Source organism: Mycobacterium sp. OAE908 (assembly GCF_017872775.1).
Classification (GTDB): Bacteria; Actinomycetota; Actinomycetes; order Mycobacteriales; family Mycobacteriaceae; genus Mycobacterium.
In genome coordinates this window covers 3,453,414-3,469,080 of sequence record NZ_JAGGJL010000001.1, presented here as the reverse complement: position 1 = coordinate 3,469,080, position 15,667 = coordinate 3,453,414, and the positions used below count along the sequence as shown (strand labels likewise).

The following is a 15,667-nucleotide window of genomic DNA, read 5'->3' as shown; positions in this document are numbered from 1 at the left end:
AACCGAACGGTCGCCGCGGCAGTCCTAACACCCATGTTCGCCGATACCGATGCCGTCCGCGCCCTCGGCGCCGCCAACTCGGCGCACGCGGCAGATCTCGCGAAAGTTGCGACCACCATGTCGTCGATTCCGGCGGCCACGGCGACGCTGGGCCCCGTCGGCGCCCGCTTTGTAGCAGCACTCGCCGAGGCCACCGCTGACGCGGCGCGCGCGGTCACGGCGCTGGCCGACCGCCTGGAGGCCGGAGGACACACGGCGAGCGCATCGGCGGCCGCGTACGAGAATGCCGACGAGCGCACCGGGATCCGGGTGTCCGGGGTGTACTGATGCCGAGTGCCCTGGTCGCGGCGCTGGCGGCGCCGATCCGTGAGGTGCAGGCTCTGGTCGGTCCCGGGTGGTCGGGCGACCCAGCGGGCACGCTGATGGGCGCGCGCGACGCGCTGACCGACGTCTCGGCGGCTGTCCGTCGCGCGTGGCGGCAGTCGGAGGTGGGGTGGTCCGGCACCGGGGCCGACGCCGCGGCGGAGTTCGCGGCCGCGACGGTCGCGGCCGTGGACGCGCTGTCCATGCGCGCCGCCCGTCTCGGCACTATGGCCGATCAAGCGGGTGCGGCGGTCGAACGGGCGCGAGACCGGTTACAAACCATCGTCGAGGAGTTCGAGGCTCGCGCTGCCGCGCTCGAGCCGTATCTGGATTCACCGGGCGGCGTCGAGGGGCTGATGGCCGAGGCGCGCCGGTCGCTCGAAGAGGCCGTCGCGGTGGTCGAGGAGCTTCGGGCCGAGTTGGACGGGCACGCCGCCGCGCTGGCCGCTCCGTCGCCGACGTCCACACCTGCCGCGACGACGCCAGCCGGCATGGGGTCTGCGCCGATGCCGTCGATGCCGATGGGCTCCGGCTCGGGCGGGGATGCGCCGGTCAGCCCGCTGTCCGGGTTGGGCGGCATGCCGAGTTCGGGCGACCTAGGCGACCTCGCGAAGTTCTCGGGATCTGACACGCCGTTACCGGATGCCGCGGCATTCGGAGATGGCTTCGCAATCCGACTGCCCGATGGCAGCACGGCGATGGCGCCGAATGCCTTGGCCGCCAGCGCGGTTCGGTACGCGCTGACCCAACTCGGCGTGCCGTACCAGTGGGGCGGCACCGCGCCGGGCGTCGGCCTGGATTGTAGCGGGTTGACGCAGTGGGCGTATCACGAAGCGGGACTGGAACTTCCGCGGCTGGCCCAGGAGCAGGACGTCGGCGCGGCCGTGAGTGCGGGTTCGTTGCGGCCGGGTGACCTGGCGGTGTGGGATGGCCACGTCGCGATGATTGTCGGCAACGGCACGATGATCGAGGCAGGTGATCCCGTCAAGCTGTCGCCGATTCGAACCACCAACGCCGGGCAGGGTTTTCAAGGCTTCTGGCGACCGACGGGGTGACCGGCGAAGGCCGCCATGGTCAACCCCACCGACTGTTCGAGTAGCTGATCGTCGATCGGGCGATCCAGCAGCAGCACCCGCAGGTACGCAGGCGCTACGAGGAACTCGACGAACTCGCCGGGGTCGGTGTCGGCGGGCAGCTCCCCGCGCTCAACCGCCCTGCCGATGATGACAGCAGAGCCCGCAAATCTGCTGCGCCAGAAGCTCTTACGGGCCTCGACCGCGCCGCTGTTTCGACTATCGAGGGCGGCAACTGTGCGCAGAATGCGCTCCACCTCTGGCCGTCGGAGCAGGACGAAGATCTGCGAGAGCAGCGCCCGCACGTCACCCTCGAGGGTCCCGGTATCCGGGATCGGGTTCTCGGCGTGTGTGAGGTGCGCGACCGCCGCGGCGGCGAGGTCATGTGTCGTCGGCCAGCGGCGATAGACAGTGGTCTCGGCGACCTCCGCCGCCCGTGCGACGTCGCGCACGTTGAGTCCGTCGTAACCCTCCTTCAGAAGCTGCGCGAGCGCGGCATCGAGGACTTTGACACGAACCCGTTCCGAGCGCCCACCCAGCCGGCGCTGCGTGACCATCGTCACCTCCGTTGACTTGCGCCTACAGACAGCCTAGCGTATCTAACGCAAGTTTTATAGCGTTAGGAACACGGTGTCCACTCCCTCGATCACGGCTCACCTACACGGCGAGACCGTCGCACGCGAGCAGATCCTCGACTGGGAGGATCGGCGAATCAGCGCAGCGGCCCGCAAGCTCGGCGTGCGCGTGCCTGAAGGCGAAGGCGTCGCGACGCGACGCGAAGCGCTGCTGCAGGCAAAGCTTGCGCTCGGGCCCGACGGAATCAGTGCGCGCCTCAAGAACGACACCCGATTGGCAGAACACGTGGCGCGGGTGGGAGCCGGGATGAGCAAGCGACGGCGACTCTGCGTTACGGACCTCCGCATCGGCGACGGCACTGCCGAGCGATTCGTCGAGGCCTTCGAGAGTTGGAGCAATACATCTGACGAAGAAGCAATGCTGCGAGCGTGCCCGGATCACTTCGTGATCCGAACCCGAATCGATGGACGACAGGAAGTTCTGGAGACAACCGGAGGCAGTCCACTGCCGTCCCACTTTTTCATCGACTACGACGATGTTTCGTCTTTGAGGACGCAGGCGGATCCGCGATTTCCCTACCAAATCGCAGGTGTGGCCAGAGCTTCCAATGGCACGGCGATCGGCGGTGTGCGTCACCAATTCCAAGACACCTCGGATGGATTCCACGCTCGCCTGACCGTCGAGTTCCCGCTGCCGACGCTGGACAGAATGGTGTCCGGGCACCGATGGCACCTCGCATGCGAGTTCTCCAACTGGATCGAAGCGGCGCTCGGATGAGCGGCGCACGCTGCACCGATATTGATGCCCAGTCGAGGCGGCTGATCCCGTCAAGCTGTCGCCAATTCGAACTACCAACGCCGGGAACGGTTTTCAGGCCTTCTGGCGACCGACGGGGTGACTACCCGAGTTCCCTACCGTCGCGCGAGATGCGGAAGTAGTGACCCGTGCTGGTGTCGGTGCAAGTCATTCCGGTGAACTCGCTGTCACAGGTGATCGATCCAAAGGATCGTGTCTGGCCGTATGCCAGGGTCTCGTTCACCGGGGGGAACTCTTGGCCGTAGCAGGCGAAGAGGGCGTTGTTGCCCTCGCTGAGCTCGAAACGGTCGCCCCAGTTCAGATGGCATTCCGGCTCTCGTGGCGGAGCGACCCAGGTGTGTTGAACCACCTCGCAGCGGGCAGCGATCTTGCCGCCCGGGGTGGACAGGCTGCAGTTGATGTTGCCTGACGGCGAGCGGAACGACGCCGGGCCATTCGCTGCTGCTTGCACCACGATCGTCGGTGCTGGCGCAGGCGCCGGTGCAGGGGCCGGCGCGGGTGCCGGTGCCGCCACCGTCACGGTCACGGGGGCCGGTGCAGGTGCGGGCGTCGCGGTAACCGTGACCGTCGGTGCCGCTACCGGGGTTGGGCTGTCGGATGCGGGATGGGTCGAGCCGGCCGACGAAGAGCACCCAGCCAGGGTCAACGCGGCGAGCGCGACGAGCCAAAGCTGCGGACGGTACAGGTTCTCTCTCATGCGAAGAAGGATCACGCGAAGGCCTTGGAGGATTCTTGATGCGACGACGGTGCCCGGTCCGCATCAGGCATGCTGCTGACGTGCTGCTGCTCAGTCGGATTGTGGGTCAGGACGTCCGCGGTCCGGATGAGCAGTCGCTTGGCCGCCTCGTCGACCTGACCGTCAGCCTTGCTGAGCAGAACGGTCCGACGCTCGTTGACCGGATCCTGGTGCGACGCGGCGGGGCTCGCGACTTGCTTGTTCCGTGGCCCGCGGTGGGGTCATATCGGCACGGCAGCGTCACGCTTGTCCAGGATCCGGACGCGTTCATCATCCGATCGATCGCTGAAGCCCTCCAACCCGACGAAATCCTATTGGCGCGAGACGTTTTGGATACTCAGGTCGTCGACATCGCAGGTCAGCGTCTGGCTCGTGTCGCCGACGTGGTGCTCACCCACGGCGCCGACGGCCGCCTCGAAGTCGTCGGCGCCGAAGTCGGTTTCGGCGCGGTGTTACGACGGCTGGGCTTGAGCGCAATCGCCTCCCGTACCCGCGCCGACGCCGTCGCCTGGACCGACTTACACCTCACCTCCGAACGCGGTCACGCCGTGCAACTGGCTACGCCTCGCTCCGCCGTGCATCACCTCGACGCGCGCGGCCTAGCGGTCCTGATCAGTCGACTCGACACCGAATCGGCCACCGAGGTGCTGGCGGCCAAGGCACCGGCCGTCGCGGCCGACGTCGTCCGCGTCAGCCATCCCGTAACCGCCGAGCGTGTGCTGCGGGCGTTGCCCGACGCCGCGGCCGCCGACATCGTGGCCGCCATGCCCGCAGAACATGCAGCACACTGGCGTACCCGCCTTGCGCATTCCCCGGCGTTGCGCGGACGTCGGCTGCTCCGTTCGCATGTGTGGCCGCGTCGTCGCCACAATCCGCGGGGAGCGAATACGTGAGGCGCAAGGGGCTGACCGTCGGTGCGCTGCTGACGGTGGTGGGCCCTGGCCTGCTGGCCGGGTTGTCCGACGACGACCCCGCCGGCATCACGACGTACTCGGTGCTCGGCGCTGACCACGGCTACCAGCTGCTCTGGGTGCTTCTGTTGTCCACGGTCGCGCTCGTGTTGTTCCACGGGCTGGCCGCCCGGATGGGCGTGGTAACCGGCCAGGGCCTGATCGGCCTAGTTCGGCAGCGTTACGGCGTCCGGCTGGGCGGTGCAGTGCTCGCCACGCTCGTCGTCGCGAATGTCGGCACGACCTGTGCCGAATTCGCCGGAGTCGCAGCGGGTTTCGAGATCTTCGGCATCACTCGTTATGTGAGCGTGCCTGCTGCTGCGGCCGTCGTCTCGTTGTTGGTGCTGCGCGGCAGCTTTCACCGCGTGGAGCATCTGCTGTTGCTGTTGTCGACAGTCTTCCTCGCCTACGTCGCGTCCGGTTTTCTTGCCCATCCGGACTGGGGCGCCGCGGCCGAAGGCCTGGCTGTGCCGACCATGCCGCTGGACACCGACACGATCGCGATCGTCACCGCCACCGTCGGCACCACGCTCGCGCCGTGGGGCCTGTCGTTCATCCAGTCGTATGCCGTCGACAAGAAGCTACGCACCGAGGACCTGGCACTGGAGCGCGTCGACGTGGTGACCGGAGCGGTGCTCACCGGGGTGATCGGCTTCTTCGTGGTCGTGGCCTGCGCGGCGACACTGCACCGCGACGGCCGTTCCATCACCGATGCCGCGGATGTGGCCGTGGCTCTGCAACCACTGGCCGGCGATGCAGCTTCGACGCTGTTTGCGGTGGGGCTGATCGGCGCGGCGCTGTTGGCCGCCTCGCTACTGCCGCTGTCGACGGCGTATTCGGTGTGCGAATACGTTGGCGTCGAGGCCGCACTCGACGACCCCTATGACGAAGCCAAGACCTTCTACCTGAGTTTTGGTCTTGTCACTGTGCTCGCCGCAGGTGTGGTGCTGATCCCCCACGTCCCGCTGGTGACGATCCTGGTCGCGACCCAGGTGCTCAACGCGGTGCTACTGATCCCGCTGCTGTTGGCAATGATCGGCATCGGCCGCGACGAGGACCTGATGGGCCGCTTTGCCGTCGGCCGGTCAGGCACCGCGGTATACGGTCTGACCGCTGCGACGGTGGTGCTGTGCGTAGTGGCGCTTGGACTAACGTCCCTGGTGGCTTAGCGGCCAGCTGTCGTCGTTAGGCTGTGCGCCATGGCTGCTGACATCGTGCCGATTCGGCTCGCGCTGACCAAGGGCGACCTGTACACACTGTGGGCTCCGCGCTGGCGCGATGAGGGCGACGAGTGGGAGGCGCTCCTCGGTAAAGACGAGGATCTGTATGCCTTCGAGTCGGTCGCCGACCTGGTGGCGTTTGTCAGGACCAACACCGACAACGACCTGGTCGACCATCCGTCCTGGGAGAAGTTGACCCAGGCGAACGCGCACAGCTTCGACCCGCCGGAGGATCGCCAGTACGACCTGGTCAGCCTCCAGGAGTTGGTCGCCGAGAAGCCCAGTGAGGAGACGGTCAAGGAGCTTCATCGCACGCTGGCGATCGTGTCCTCGATCGGGTCGGTGTGTGAGATGCCCGCGGTCACCAAGTTCTTCAACGGCAACCCCGTACTCGGCACGGTCGGCGGCGGCATCGAGGCCTTCGCGGGGCGGCCCGGCCGCAAGCGCTGGGCCGAGATCGAGGCCGTCATCGGCCGCGGCTGGGACAACGCGATCGACGCGATCGACGAGATCGTCACGATCCCCGATGTCGACAAGGCCGCATCGGAGAAGGCCGCGGCGGAACTGGCCGAGCCGGCACCCGAACCCGAGGAGATCGAGGTCGAAGAGACCACCGACTCCGAGGACACAACCGCCGACGAGGCCGACGAGACCGAGGCCGACGTCGAGGAGACCGACGACCTCGCCGACCAGGCCCAAGGCCTGGTGCTCGGCAGCGACGACGACTTCTGGATCAAGGTCGGCATCGACCCCGTGCGGGTGATGACGAGCGCGGGCACCTACTACACCCTGCGGTGCTATCTCGATGACGCGCCGATCTTCTTGGGCCGCAACGGACGCGTCAGCGTCTTCACTTCCGGCGGCGCTCTGGCGCGCTACCTCGCCGACGAGCACGATCATGACTTGTCTGATCTGGCGACCTACGACGACATCCGCACCGCCGCCACCGACGGCTCGCTGCGGGTCAACGTCAGCGACGAAAACGTCTACGTGCTCACGGGCATTGCCGACGACCTCGCCGACGGGCCCGACGCCATCGACCGGGACCAGCTTGAGCTTGCCGTCGAATTCCTCAGGGACGTAGGCGATTACTCCGAGGACACCACAGTCGACGAGACACTGGATGTCGACCAGCCGCTGGGTCGGGTGGTCGCGCATGTGCTGGACCCGGACACCGTGAAGCGCCCGAGCCCGCCGTACGCCAAGGCCGTCGAGCAGTGGGAGGCGCTGGAGGCGTTCGTCGAGTCGCGGCTGCGCCAGGAGTAGCGCGCTACCGGTTTTCGAGTTGCGTCAGGGCTCGCCGCACGCCGCTGTCGCTTGCCAGTCTTGCGTCGACGATCGGTCCAGCCACGCCACGAAGCGCCGCGACCGGTCGCCAGCGGCCAGGGACGGTGACGGAGGTTCGCCTGCGCTCCAGACCGTCCGCGATCGCCTCGGCGGCGGTCTGCGGCTGAATGCGCTTGAGGACGAACGTCGGCATCGCCGCGAGCAGCGCCGTCAGATGCGGATCTGCGTCAACGCCGTGGCGGATCATGTCGGTCTCGATGAGGGAGAAGTACGCCGTCATGGCCGACGCTCCGTGGCGTGCCAACTCGACGCCGAGGCCACGGCCCAGTTGCTCGACCGCCGCCTTGCTCATCGCGTACGGGATGGCGCCCGCGCCGTTGATGTAGGCGAACACCGAACTCACCAAGACGATCTGCCCGCGGCTGTCGATCACCGGATCCAGCGCGGCCGATACCGTGTTGACGACACCGTCCACGTTGACGGACATGACGCCGCACACCTGGCCGGGCGTGAGTGTGCGCATCGTGCCACCACGACCGAGCACGCCCGCATTGGCGATCACGACATCGATGCGGCCGTAATGCTCGAGAGTCTGGCGCGTCGCGCGTTGGACCGAATCGAGTTGCGTGACATCGCATTGCAGCGCTCGACCGTGGCTCGGCAGCGACTTGGCAACAGACTGCGCCGCGGTGAGGTCGATGTCCGCGATCACCACCTGTGCGCCGCGCTGAGCCAGTGCCGCGGCGGTGGCCGCACCAAGCCCGCGACCGGCTCCCGTGATCAGCGCGACCTTGTCGGAGAGTGAATATCGCATGTCACAGACCGCGCTTGCGTCCGAACGACGCACGGCCGTTGCGCCGCACCATCGCAAGTGTGGTGGCGGTACGGCTCCGATTCAGATCAGGTGTCAGACCGGCACCCACCCGGTGGAGTTGGTCTGTGTGCCAGGAAAGTTCGAGGATTCCGTCCAGCGACTTGAGGTCGAGAAACTTGCCCAGCACGCGGCGCAACCCGAAACGCACGCGGTGTGAGGTCAATGTCTCTGCGCGCCCGGCCAGGATCACCTCGGCGGCGTCGGTTGTGGTTACAGTCGGTCGGCCAAGGCCGATGACATCGCACTCGCCTGAGCTGACAGCGTCGGCCATGCCTGCACGGGAACGGAAACCGCCCGTGACCGCCAGCGGGATGTCGCCGACCAGGCTGCGCACCGTGCGGGCGTACTCCAGGAAATAGGCTTCGCGCGCCCTGGTGCTGTCGGCGGCCTTGCCCATCATCGCGGGCTGTTCGTAACTTCCGCCGCTGACCTCGATCAGATCGATACCTTCGCGCGCCAATGCCGCCAGCACGGCACGGGATTCATCCTCGGTGAACCCGCCGCGCTGGAAATCGGCCGAGTTGAGTTTGATACCAACGGCAAAGCTCGGCGACACGCTCGCGCGGATGCGGCGCACGACTTCCAGCGCGAACCGCATCCGGCGCTCGGGGTCACCGCCCCATTCGTCGTTGCGCTGGTTCGACAGCGGCGAAAGGAACTGCGCGACCAGGTAGCCGTGGGCACCATGTATCTGCACACCGTCGAAGCCCGCCGTCTCGCATACTTTCGCCGCCGTTGCGAAGCGCTCGATGATGTCTTCGATCTCGGCAGGTGTCAGCTCGCGCGGCGTCGCCGCACCGGGAAGGCTCAGCGGCACCGGGCTGGGCGCAACGGGTGTGTGTCCAAGTGCGAGCGGGTTCGATTGTCGCCCAGGGTGATTCAGTTGTACCCAGATCGGCACACCGGCGTCTTTGGTGGACTTCGCCCATCGGGACAACGCATCGAGATTGCGCTCGTCCTCGATCACGACGTTGCCCGGCTCACCGAGTTGCGTGCGGTGGACCATCACATTGCCCGTGATGATCAGACCGTATCCACCCTGACTCCAGGACGTGTAGAGCCGTTCGAGGCGCTCGTCGGGGGCGTTCTGCTTATCGGCAAGCGCTTCGCTCAGCGCGGCCTTCATGATTCGATTGGGCAGCACCTGCCCGCACGGCAGTGTCAACGGCTCGTGTAGCGATGTCATAGAGATGTTCCTTCCAGATGGGCGGCCCGCAGCGGCGCCTTGTCGGTCTTGCCAACCGCGTTCTTGGGAATTCCGGCTACGACGGTGATGGACGTCGGGCGCTTGTAGCCGGCCAGGTTGCGCGCGCACAGTGCTTGCAGCGCTGCAGGATCGACGGTCAGACCCGGCCGTGGCTGGACGTAGGCGGCGACGATCTCGCCCCACTTGTCGTCAGGCACCCCGATCACGGCGGCCTCGAGCACAGTCGGATCGCCCGCCAGGACGTCCTCGATCTCCTTGGGGTAGATGTTCTCCCCGCCGCGGATGATCATGTCTTTGGATCGCCCCACCAGCGTCAGGTATCCGTCGGCGTCCAGATGACCGATATCGCCCGTGTGCAGCCAGCCGTCGATGATGACCCGCGCGGTTTCATCGGGCCTGCCGAAATAGCCGCGCATGACATTGGGGCCTGCGATGACGACCTCGCCGTCGAGACCCGTGGCCACCTCGGACCCGGTTTCGTCGACGATCCGAATCTGCTGGCCAGGAAAGGCAATTCCCACGGTCCCGGCCCTTCGGGGTCCGGCGATGGGGTTGATGGTGGAAGCACAGGTGCCTTCTGACAACCCGTACCCTTCGATCAACGGAAATCCGTACCGAGACTCGAATCGCGTCAGCAGGTCCGGCGGTGCAGGCGCTGCGCCACAGACGGCGAACCGCACCGACGACGTGTCGGGTGCGACGTGGGCAGGCAACGCGGCGAGCATCGCGAAGATCGTCGGCACCGCACTGAAGAAGGTGGGCCGTTCGTATTCAACTGTGTCGAAGAATGTCTGGGGATCGAACTTGTCGGTGATGACTACGCTGCCGCCGGCCAGCAGCGGCATCAGGACGCTGACCACGATGCCGTTGACATGAAACAGCGGCAGGATCAGCAGACACCGGTCTGCCTGACCGATCTGCAAGGCCCGGCGCCCCATATCGGCCATCGCATCGATGTTGGCGTGATCCAGCATCACGCCCTTCGGGATCCCTGTCGTGCCGCTGGTGTAGATGAGCAGGGCCAGCCCAGAGGATGCGAGATGGGGCGGCTGAGCCGCGCCGTCGGGTTCGGTACGCAACTCGCCGACGGCGAGCGTGATGACGCCCGCCGGTGCGGTGGCGCCGTCCTCCACCACCAACAGGCGCGCACCGGAGCCGTGCAGTTGCCGAACGACCTCGGCGTCGGTCAGGCTCGGATTGACCGGTGTGACAGTGGCGCCCAGCCGCCATGCCGCGAACAACAGCACCACGAACTCGACCCGGTTCTTGAGCTTCAGGCCCACCACGTCATCGGGACCGATGCCGAGGCTGTTCATGTGAGCTGACGCCGCCAGGACGCGACGTAAGAACGCCGCGTTCGTAAGGGACTGTCGCGGGTCCGCGATCGCGAGACGATTCGGGTCGGCAGCAGCGCGGCGATCGGGTAGGGATGCGAAATTCATTACGACGTACTCACATCCACCGGATGGAGGTGGCGGGTGAGGAAGTCCACTTGGTCACGTACCAGCGTTTCGAAAGCCTCGCCGAGGTAGAACTCGAAGTGGCCGGCGTCGTATCGCTTGATCTCACCACGCGGCGCGGTGCGCGCGTAGCGCAATGTTTGCGCCGGCGGCGTGACGCTGTCGGTGTTGCTGACGCAGAAGAGGATTGGAAACTTGATGTTCTTCGCCGCCCGGCCGGGCCGGTAGGCCATGATCGTCGGGGTGACCCTCGCCGCCACCTCGTTCCGGAACGTCATGCGGGGCGGCAGCAGTGCCTGATAGCCGGGCAGAGCGTCCGGGGCGTTCATCAGGGCCACCGAACCTGGGGCGCCTGCGAGTGGGATCGTCACCGGGGCGCGGCCGCGGACCTTGGCGGCAAGGTCCCGCGCGACCAACGGCAACGCCTTCATTGAGGCACCCGGTCCGAGCGCCAGCGCTGAGGCAACACCGTCGGTGAACGGACACTGGGAAACCGCTGCCCGTAGTTCTGGGTGGCGCGACGCGACCGTGATAGCGTGACCACCGCCAAAGCTGCTACCCCACACCGCGATTCGCGTGCTGTCTACGTCGCGACGATCCTTCACCCACGCGATGGCGGCATCCCAGTCTTCCAACTGTCGCTTGATCGAAAGCAGTTGGCGCGGTTGGCCGCCGCTGTCGCCGAAGTGCCGATACGTGAAGGCCAGCGCGGCGATGCCGGCCGTGGCGAAACGTTCGGCGAAGGCGTCCAGACGCATCTCGCGCGTGGCACCGAGGCCGTGTCCGAGGATGACGACGGGCGGGGAGGTGACCCCGTTCGGCAGGTAAAGCCAAGCCGCACAGGTGTCTTCGCCGGAAAGAAACGAGACGTCGTGTCGCGTGAAGGTGGCCACTATCGGCTCACCGCCCCGTTGGTCGAGCCAACACTGGGCACCCGGCCCGATTCGAGCGCCTCCGCGTAGGTGTCCGGACGGTACAGAGGTAGCTCGCCGGTGGACGCCGTATCGGCGAGGTACTGAAGCATCAATTCCTGGCCCTCCTTGGACTGATCGGTGCCGAGGAACTCGGTGCGCTCCATGTGCAGGCCTTCCGTCAGCGACATCGAACCGCCGAAATACACCGACCGCTTGATGGCCTCGACCGATCCCTTGGTCCGACGGCCGAAGTATGCGGCGAGTTCGACCGCGCGCGGAACGACGTCGTCCGTCGGCACGACCTCATCGACAGCGCCGTTGGCCAGCGCCTGCGCCGGCGTGAACGGCTTGCCCTCGAGGATCGCCACCAACGACTTGTGGGTGCCAATCAGGCGGGTCAGTCGCTGGCTGCCGCCTCCCCCCGGCATGATGCCCAGCAGGACTTCTGGCTGGCCGATGAAGAAGTCACCGTCGGCCATCACACGCAAGTCGCACGCCCAGGCGAACTCCGCGCCCAGACCCAGAGCCGAACCGTTCAGGGCGGCAACGAATATCACCCCGCTCGCATTCATGCGCAAGAAAGTCGCGTGCAGGCGGTCGAGTTGCGCGACACCCCGCATCGGGGTTTTCTGCAGGAGTGGCTCAGGGATGCGGGCGCGGTCTACACCCCGGGCCAGTCGCAGGGCGGCCGATGCGCCGCGTCGGCCCAACTCAGGAACGGCAGCACCTTCGGCCTGCAGCCACCGCACGTCGGCATGGCTGACGAAGCGCCCGGCGCGCGCGCCGGTGAAAACCACCGCGTGGACGCTCGGATCGCGATCGACGCGGTCTACCAACTCATCAAGCTGGTTCGCGATGTCGACCCCGAACAGGCTGTGCGGCCCACCGTCGACCCGTACCACCAGGACGGCACCGCGGTCCTCGACCTCTAGGCGATTGTTCATTGCAACCCTCCGATAATAACTTCGTTATGGGGTAATATAACGAAGTTATATCCGATTGACAATGGGTGTAGGAGATGACTGCGGTTTCGACCCCTGACGCTGTACCGGAGCGGCTCATTCAAGCGACGGTTCGCCTGCTCGCCGAACAGGGCCCGTCCGCCATCAAGGCGAGAACGGTGGCGGCGGCAACCGGGCTCTCGACGATGGTGGTCTACCACCACTTCGGCGGGATCCCCGAGCTCACCCGCGCCGTGATCGACCACGGCTTCAACGAACTCGACAGGGCGTTCTCGGAACTGCCGGCCTCCGATGACCCGATCGCCGATCTGGCCCTGCAGGGCTTGACGTGTCGGCGCGTGGCCCGCCAGAACCCCCATCTCTATGACCTGATGTTCGGCCTGTCGAGCCGTGCGACGTACCGGCCGCTGACGGACACCGACGCGCGCTTGAGTGGCCGCTCGCCAGGCTTTCGCGCCGCCTATGCGCACGTCGCAGAATCGTGCCGACGCCTTGTCACCTCGGGCCGAGTCAGAAAACAGGACCATGAGGGCGTCGCGGCTCAGCTGTGGAGCTTCGTGCACGGGTTCATCACTCTCGAACTGGCGGAGACCTTCACCGGGTTCGACGATCCGGTACGCCAAGTGCTCCTGCCGCTCGGCGTGAATCTATCTGTGGGACTTGGCGATACGCGCGAGCGTGCCGAGGCCTCACACGAAAAGGCCGCCCGCATCTACGACTCGATCACGGGGGCCGGAGAATCGCAACCTGCCGCCAAATCATAGGTGCGCTCGACGCCGGGCAGGAGTTGGTCATGCCTGCCCAATGCCGCGACCTCACGCTCGAGAGTCGGCGTCACCTGCGCGGCAAAGCGCCTCATCCACGGCCAGGCGGCGGGTGAATTCAGCGCTGCCTTCGCCCAGTTGGCCACCACGACAGCGCGCGGCACGTACACCCGGCTACGCCTGCGCACGAGTCCGTTGACGATCGCGGTGGCTGCCCGGTCGACACTGGTTGTGACATTGCCCGGATAGGGCAACCGTTCCCGAAGTTGTTGGAACGAAGGAAGATCCGCTTCAGCACCGCGCACGAGGTCCGTGTCGATCCACGACGGATGGACCAATCCGACGGTGATGCCGAGGTGGGCCACCTCTTGGCGGTAGGCCAGAGCGAGCATTTCGACTCCGGCCTTGCTCGCCGCGTACGACGCAAGGCCGGCAAGCGGTGTGAAGGATATCGCCGACGCCACCACCGTCGCGTGCCCTCGCCTGCGCTCCAAGTGCGGCGTCGCATATTTGAGGGTGCGGAACACGCCGTTCAGGTTGATGTCCAGCACGCGTTCGAACGACGCCTCGTCGGCCTGCCGCACTGTTCCGTATGCAGCGATCCCGGCATTGGCGACGACGAAGTCGATGCCGCCCAGGGCCGTTGCGCAAGCGTCGATCGCAGACCGCAATGCGGCGCCGTCGCGCACGTCGGCCTCCCGCCACGACACGCGGGGTCCCAGGTCCTCGGCCAGTGCACGTAACCGATCGGGTTCGAGCCCAATCAGCGCTACGCGAGCGCCGCGGGCCGCGGCGATCCGTGCCACCTTCTCCCCGATGCCGCGCGCGGCCCCGGTGATTACCACCTTGCGGCCGGTGAGGTTTCGACGCATCAGAGGCGACATCACGCGATGCTCATGACCGACGCCCGCTGCTGCGGCGGAATGCGATAGCCGCCAAGCACTTCGGTGAGCAGAGCAGCGAACTCGACGGTGGTGCGGTCTCCCCCGGCAGGACCCATCGCCTGGAGGCCGATGGGCAGACCGGCCGCGTTGGTGGTGATGGGCATCGTGGTCGCCGGCGTACCGGCGATGTTGGCCACGGCGCTCCATTTCGTCTGATCCCAATATGAGCGGGTGACGCCGTCGACGTCGATCGTGCGGCCGAAGCGGTCGTGGTCCTTATTGTGGTGCCCGGGCGCGGCGGTGGGTGTCACCGGCAGCAGCAGCACGTCGAATTCCTTGAAGAATCCCGCCCAGCGGTACGCGATCTCCCGCCGGGCCGCGTCGCGGAACAACCACGCGCGGTGGCTTTGGATCGTCCCGCGCAGCGCGGCGGCGGCGTCGCCGCGCGGGCTCATCAGCGAGCGCAGGGCAAGGGCACCGGCGAAGCGCGGGCTCATCGTGGACCTGTCTATCGAGAACGCGGCCATGACCAAGCTCAGGAAGAGGTCGTGTGAGGTGGTCAGATCCACCGGGATGCCTGCGGGTTGCTCGACGACCCGCGCGCCGGCGTCTCGCAGCGCTGCGACCGCCTCATCGATGGCTCGGTGAGTGTCGTTGTCGATCGGACAGGCGGCATCGTCGGCCCACACCGCGACCCGGAAGTCCTTGAGCGCGGTGGCCCGCGGCGCGGCGAGGGTGTAGGAGAAACCGCCGTCGGGATTCAGCGGGCCGACGGTGGCGTCCAATGCCGGAATGATGTCGCGAGCGCCACGCACCTGCACACCGGCGCAGGCCATGTCGGCTTCTCCCCAACGCCCGGGGTCGCCAGGCCCGCCAGGAATGTGACCGACCAACGGAACGGACTGCCACGTCGACTTGTGACCGTAGAGACCGCAGAAGTGCGCCGGAATCCGGGTGGAGCCACCGATTTCGGATCCGAAATCGAAGCTGGTCAGCCCGGCGGCGGTCGCCGCGGCACCGCCGCCTGCCGAGCCACCGGAGGTGCGCGAAAGATCCCATGGATTGTTCGTCTTGCCGAACACAGGGTTGCTGGCCTGCACGTCGGCATTGCCGGTGGGCATGTTGGTCTTGCCGAGAATGATTGCGCCCGCGCGGCGAAGGCGTGCGACGGCCTCGGCGTCCTGCGTCGGCACGTAGTCGGCCAGGTCGGGGCGACCGCAGACCGTCCGCATGCCGGCCGTCTCGTAGCTGTCCTTGACGGTGATCGGCAGGCCGTGCAGCGGTCCCAGGCGCTGGCCGTTTGAGCGAGCCCCGTCAGCGTGCTTGGCTGCGCGACGTGCGCCGTCCGCGTCAACGGTGACGACTGCGTTGAGCGCAGCGTTGTGCTCGGTGATGCGGGACAGGTACAGCTCGACCAGCTCAGCGCTGGAGAGGTCCTTCGCGTTCAGCGCGGCCAGCTGTTCGGTCGCGGGCAAGAAGGCGAAATCGTGTGGGGCTGCGGAGGACACAGTCGCCCCTTTCCTTGGCAAAGAATGCGGTATACCGTTCGGTCTACCGCGTAAGTCGGACATTAGTAGACCG

General features: G+C 66.7%; 16 protein-coding genes. 7 read left to right on the top strand and 9 right to left on the bottom strand.

The annotated features are described in order from the left end of the window. Nucleotides 1-33 precede the first annotated feature (33 nt). Nucleotides 34-327 carry a hypothetical protein gene (locus J3E61_RS17080; protein WP_192721815.1) on the top strand — a complete coding sequence of 98 codons (294 nt, stop codon included), beginning with the start codon at nt 34-36 and terminating at the stop codon, nt 325-327. Beyond that, a complete protein-coding gene (locus J3E61_RS17075; RefSeq protein ID WP_210084353.1) occupies nt 327-1,418 on the top strand; it encodes a C40 family peptidase in 1,092 nt (363 codons plus the stop codon). Before J3E61_RS17080 ends, J3E61_RS17075 begins: the two co-directional genes overlap by 1 nt. On the opposite strand, the gene J3E61_RS17070 is transcribed toward J3E61_RS17075, so the two are convergent. Next, nucleotides 1,391-1,993 carry a TetR/AcrR family transcriptional regulator C-terminal ligand-binding domain-containing protein gene (locus J3E61_RS17070; protein ID WP_192721817.1) on the bottom strand — a complete coding sequence of 201 codons (603 nt, stop codon included), beginning with the start codon at nt 1,991-1,993 and terminating at the stop codon, nt 1,391-1,393. The genes J3E61_RS17075 and J3E61_RS17070 overlap by 28 nt on opposite strands. A 73-nt stretch (nt 1,994-2,066) precedes the next feature. On the opposite strand from J3E61_RS17070, the gene J3E61_RS17065 reads away from it, so the two are divergent. Further along, nucleotides 2,067-2,789, top strand: a complete 723-nt coding sequence (locus J3E61_RS17065) for a hypothetical protein (RefSeq protein ID WP_192721818.1) — start codon at nt 2,067-2,069, stop codon at nt 2,787-2,789. Nucleotides 2,790-2,910: 121 nt separating this feature from the next. On the opposite strand, the gene J3E61_RS17060 is transcribed toward J3E61_RS17065, so the two are convergent. After that, a complete protein-coding gene (locus J3E61_RS17060) occupies nt 2,911-3,525 on the bottom strand; it encodes a hypothetical protein (RefSeq protein ID WP_210084352.1) in 615 nt (204 codons plus the stop codon). A gap of 80 nt (nt 3,526-3,605) precedes the next feature. Between J3E61_RS17060 and J3E61_RS17055 the strand changes: the two genes are divergently transcribed. From J3E61_RS17055 to J3E61_RS17045, 3 genes are read left to right on the top strand one after another with little or no spacing between them, the layout of a single operon-like run. Beyond that, on the top strand, nt 3,606-4,457 hold the full coding sequence (locus J3E61_RS17055; RefSeq protein ID WP_210085595.1) for a PRC-barrel domain-containing protein: 852 nt from the start codon (nt 3,606-3,608) through the stop codon (nt 4,455-4,457). Beyond that, the gene (locus J3E61_RS17050) at nt 4,454-5,683 is read left to right on the top strand and encodes a divalent metal cation transporter (protein ID WP_210084351.1); all 1,230 of its coding nucleotides are present in this window, start codon (nt 4,454-4,456) and stop codon (nt 5,681-5,683) included. The genes J3E61_RS17055 and J3E61_RS17050 overlap by 4 nt, the downstream gene beginning before the upstream one ends. 30 nt (nt 5,684-5,713) lie before the next feature. Continuing rightward, nucleotides 5,714-7,000 carry a primosomal protein gene (locus tag J3E61_RS17045; RefSeq protein WP_210084350.1) on the top strand — a complete coding sequence of 429 codons (1,287 nt, stop codon included), beginning with the start codon at nt 5,714-5,716 and terminating at the stop codon, nt 6,998-7,000. A gap of 4 nt (nt 7,001-7,004) precedes the next feature. Here the strand turns inward: J3E61_RS17045 and J3E61_RS17040 are convergent, their stop codons facing one another. The 5 genes from J3E61_RS17040 to J3E61_RS17020 are packed head-to-tail and all read right to left on the bottom strand — an operon-like array spanning nt 7,005 to nt 12,420. Further along, entirely contained in the window at nt 7,005-7,835 is an 831-nt protein-coding gene (locus tag J3E61_RS17040) for an SDR family NAD(P)-dependent oxidoreductase (protein ID WP_210084349.1), read from the bottom strand. 1 nt (nt 7,836) lies between these two features. Next, nucleotides 7,837-9,081 carry an NADH:flavin oxidoreductase/NADH oxidase family protein gene (locus tag J3E61_RS17035; RefSeq protein WP_210084348.1) on the bottom strand — a complete coding sequence of 415 codons (1,245 nt, stop codon included), beginning with the start codon at nt 9,079-9,081 and terminating at the stop codon, nt 7,837-7,839. Further along, the gene (locus tag J3E61_RS17030) at nt 9,078-10,544 is read right to left on the bottom strand and encodes an AMP-binding protein (RefSeq protein WP_210084347.1); all 1,467 of its coding nucleotides are present in this window, start codon (nt 10,542-10,544) and stop codon (nt 9,078-9,080) included. Before J3E61_RS17030 ends, J3E61_RS17035 begins: the two co-directional genes overlap by 4 nt. Beyond that, nucleotides 10,544-11,455 (bottom strand): alpha/beta fold hydrolase, encoded by a 912-nt coding sequence (locus J3E61_RS17025; protein WP_210084346.1) that lies wholly within the window; start codon nt 11,453-11,455, stop codon nt 10,544-10,546. Before J3E61_RS17025 ends, J3E61_RS17030 begins: the two co-directional genes overlap by 1 nt. Beyond that, nucleotides 11,455-12,420, bottom strand: coding sequence for an enoyl-CoA hydratase/isomerase family protein (locus J3E61_RS17020; protein ID WP_210084345.1), 966 nt, complete (start codon nt 12,418-12,420; stop codon nt 11,455-11,457). The genes J3E61_RS17025 and J3E61_RS17020 overlap by 1 nt, the downstream gene beginning before the upstream one ends. Before the next feature lie 74 nt (nt 12,421-12,494). Here J3E61_RS17020 and J3E61_RS17015 point away from each other — a divergent pair, with 74 nt between their 5' ends. Then, complete coding sequence (locus J3E61_RS17015) at nt 12,495-13,202, top strand: TetR/AcrR family transcriptional regulator (RefSeq protein WP_210084344.1); 708 nt, start codon at nt 12,495-12,497, stop codon at nt 13,200-13,202. Here the strand turns inward: J3E61_RS17015 and J3E61_RS17010 are convergent. Further along, nucleotides 13,151-14,086 carry an SDR family oxidoreductase gene (locus J3E61_RS17010; protein WP_210084343.1) on the bottom strand — a complete coding sequence of 312 codons (936 nt, stop codon included), beginning with the start codon at nt 14,084-14,086 and terminating at the stop codon, nt 13,151-13,153. The genes J3E61_RS17015 and J3E61_RS17010 overlap by 52 nt on opposite strands. Then, complete coding sequence (locus J3E61_RS17005) at nt 14,086-15,594, bottom strand: amidase (RefSeq protein ID WP_210084342.1); 1,509 nt, start codon at nt 15,592-15,594, stop codon at nt 14,086-14,088. The genes J3E61_RS17010 and J3E61_RS17005 overlap by 1 nt, the downstream gene beginning before the upstream one ends. Nucleotides 15,595-15,667: the final 73 nt, after the last annotated feature.